The sequence below is a fragment of the Microcystis sp. M49636_WE2 genome, from assembly GCF_030065375.1.
Lineage (GTDB): Bacteria > Cyanobacteriota > Cyanobacteriia > Cyanobacteriales > Microcystaceae > Microcystis > Microcystis aeruginosa_C.
Genome location: NZ_JASJFG010000998.1, coordinates 1 through 3267 on the forward strand (window position 1 = coordinate 1; position 3267 = coordinate 3267).

Genomic DNA, 3267 nt, shown 5'->3' on the forward strand with positions numbered 1-3267 from the left:
ATGGCGCAGTAATTCCAGTAAATCGACTAATTCTTGACCACATTCGGAGACTAAGACTTCTTTCCATAAATCTTCGATTAATTTCAGTCTTTGCTGCAGAAACAGGTTGGAAGTGCTGAAAATATCCTGTTCGGTTTCGGTCGAGGGGACAAGGACGCTCATAATTTCAGTAATCAGTAATCAGTAATCAGTAATCAGTAATCAGTAATCAGTGAAAATAGGGATTAACTGCCTTGAAATGAAAAACTCTATCAAAGCAATAACTGATCACTGATAACTGATCGATCGGGATTAGTTCTTAGGGTTTGTCAAAAATGAGATTATATGCCAAAGAATCACATTTTTTCCGATTTTTAACAAAAATTTCACTATTTTTGCCTCTTTTCAGGGGGCAAAAGGACTTTTTTCTTGGATTATTGGTCACTTTTGACCGGTAACTGATCGGGAATATTGAGCAGCGGCAAGCGATCGCCACGAAAGATTTCCTCGCTGTCTTTCCCGACTTCTATCAACCAATTATTAATAGAACGTAGTCCCAAGTAGGATAAAAGAAAGGGACTAACCGCTAGACTAAGCCAAAGCTCGATCGGTTTAGTTTTCATGGCAATTTCTAGGTTAAAGGACGGCGTTTAATGCGACGAATCGGAAAATTAGCAATCAGGGCGGTAGTTCGTTGGTCACTTTCTAGGAGTAACTCGGTTTCCTCGGTGTCGATATCAAGATAACGACTGACCACTTCTAAGATTTCTTGACGCATCATATTGAGAATTTCGGGACTAAGATCGGCGCGATCATGGGCTAGAATGAGTTTTAAGCGTTTTTTAGCTTGGTCGCCACTTTTGCCCGAACCGCGCCATGCGAGAAGTTTATCGATCAGGTCATTCATAGTAGGTTAAGGGGTTGAGATGAGAGAGTTTAAGGCCCAAATAAGCGACGACGCAGACGAGTGAGAAACCCTTCCTGACCGGCCATTAAATCTAGAAACGGCACATCGCGACCCTGTAAACGCTGGGCAATGTTTCTAAAGGCCATGGCGGGGAGAGAGGTCTTCTCCTCTAATACTAATGGTTCCCCTTTATTAGTGGAAATAATAATTCTTTGATCGTCGGGAATAATCCCCAACAGGGGAATTACCAAGAGGTCGAGAATATCCTCGACGCTGATCATCTGGTTGAGTTGAATCATTTCTGGCCGCAGCCGGTTGACGATCAGACGGATACTCTTAATATCTTCGCTTTCTAGTAATCCCACCACGCGATCGGCATCTCTCACCGCCGACATTTCTGGGGTAGTAACGATGATCGCTTCCTGGGCAGCGGCGATCGCATTGCGAAAACCCATTTCAATTCCTGCCGGGCAATCAATCAATACATAGTCGTAACTTTTTGACAATTGGGCGACTAAATCCTTCATTTGATCGGCAGTAATCGCCTCTTTGGTACGATTTTGTGCCGCCGGTAATAGGACCAGATTTTCCTGTCTTTTATCCTTAACTAAAGCTTTATCAAGGCTACAATCTCCCGCCACCACATCGAGGGCAGTATAAACGATACGCTGTTCTAATCCTAACAATAAATCGAGATTTCTCAGTCCGAAATCAGCATCGACAAGGGCGACTCGACAGCCTAATTGAGATAAGGCTGAACCTAAGTTCGCCGTTACTGTCGTTTTACCAACTCCTCCCTTTCCCGATGTCACCACAATTACACGAGCCATAATTTATATCAGTTATCAGTTATCAGTTATCAGTTATCAGCTATCAGTTACCGGTTATCAGTTATCAGTTATCAGTTATCAGTTATCAGTTTGATAGAGTTTTTCATTTCAACGCAGTTAATCCCTATTTTTACTGGTCACTGAATCACCGTTTACTGATCACTGTTTACCGGTCACTGATCACCTTTTTTCTACCCATCCCACTTTATCTTTAAAGGTGTAGGTTCTGGAAAAATTATAAGCCCCAATGATGCGGATTCCTCCTTCGCTGATACAGGCAATTTCTGCTTCAATGCGATCACTAGCTAAAGCCGGAGCGCGTGCCACTAATTCCGCGATCCTCAGTTGAGTTAAGTCGATTCGCAGGGCCATAATTACCGCTGCTCGATCGCCGCGGAATCCAGCATGGGCCACACCGCGCAAACTCCCCCAAACTAATATATCGCCATCAGCGACGATCGATCCGCCGGGGTTGACATCGCCCATGATTATAACTGTACCCGGGTGACGGATTTCTACACCCGATCGCAGGGTGGTTTTTAAGTACAAAGGTTCGGCGAGGAGGGATGGCAGCGGTTGCTCGTCCCCAAAAACCGTGGGACTCGATCGCATTTGTTCGACATTGTAACCCATAGTTGCCGCTGCCACTGCGGTTTGTCTTCTTTGGGTTTGGATGGTATGTAGGGGTAATTCGGCGCTGTCTAAAATTGTGGCGATCGCTTGTAGTTGGCGCGTATCCATCAGGCGATCGTTGGCCTGTAGGTGTACTGGTGTTCTAGCGGGGCTGTTTTGGCCGCTATTACGGAGATAATATTTTAATCCTGTCAAGATATCTGTCCAATCCTGACTTGTCTCCCCGGCGCTGGTTTTGGGCAAAATTAGCACCAATTTCTCACCCTCGCTTTTTAAGTGGATTTGGGCGTATCTCTCTATTACCGAGGCTGATGGCTCAATTTTTTCGGTTTCTGAGTCGATTTCTTGATTTATTTCGGTTTTAGTTTCATCCATAGCCATAATTTTTTACTTAAACAAGACAAAGCGCAAAATAGCGATCAGCAAACCGACGGAAGCGGTAATTAGTGAACCTCCTAAAATGGTTATCAATGCCCAAATTTGATTTTTTTGACTGCCCTCGACTATTTTGAGGCGATTATCCATCCCTTCGACTCTTTCGGTTAATTTTGCCTGTCCTATCTCTAGGGATTTAACATCTTGCTTGATTTCTTTAATATCAGCTTTAATTTCGCCAATATCAGCCTTAATTTCGACGATACTATTCTCGATCGCCGTGAAACGAGTTTCGATCGCTTTTTGTCCGTTGATAATTAAGTCTTCTAGCCTTTTTAAGTCCGTATCGGCAAGAGTTTTCATAAAAATTAACCAGCTATCAGTATAGATGTTTCTTTAATTTTGACATCCTCGCCGCCGTAAAACGGACGGCGATTCCCAAACCTCACGATTTAGGTTTCTGCTTCTTTCCCTTGCGGGGTTCCGCACCTGCCTTAACAGATTTACTCTGTTCTGGTCTTATGGTCGCTCTACAGACTGACA

The 3267-nt window shown here is 44.0% G+C and carries 5 protein-coding genes; all 5 read right to left on the minus strand.

The window, feature by feature from the left end; translation table 11 throughout:
• Positions 1 to 413: 413 nt before the first annotated feature.
• On the minus strand, positions 414 to 602 hold the full coding sequence (locus PX484_RS22905) for a hypothetical protein (protein WP_002802176.1): 189 nt from the start codon (positions 600 to 602) through the stop codon (positions 414 to 416).
• Positions 603 to 610: 8 nt separating this feature from the next.
• Positions 611 to 886 (minus strand): cell division topological specificity factor MinE, encoded by a 276-nt coding sequence (gene minE / locus PX484_RS22910; RefSeq protein WP_002802177.1) that lies wholly within the window; start codon positions 884 to 886, stop codon positions 611 to 613.
• A gap of 29 nt (positions 887 to 915) precedes the next feature.
• Positions 916 to 1716, minus strand: coding sequence for a septum site-determining protein MinD (minD, locus tag PX484_RS22915; protein WP_002802178.1), 801 nt, complete (start codon positions 1714 to 1716; stop codon positions 916 to 918).
• Positions 1717 to 1896: 180 nt separating this feature from the next.
• On the minus strand, positions 1897 to 2724 hold the full coding sequence (gene minC / locus PX484_RS22920) for a septum site-determining protein MinC (RefSeq protein ID WP_043997860.1): 828 nt from the start codon (positions 2722 to 2724) through the stop codon (positions 1897 to 1899).
• Between the two features lie 12 nt (positions 2725 to 2736).
• Positions 2737 to 3087, minus strand: coding sequence for a hypothetical protein (locus PX484_RS22925; protein ID WP_002802185.1), 351 nt, complete (start codon positions 3085 to 3087; stop codon positions 2737 to 2739).
• Positions 3088 to 3267 lie beyond the last annotated feature (180 nt).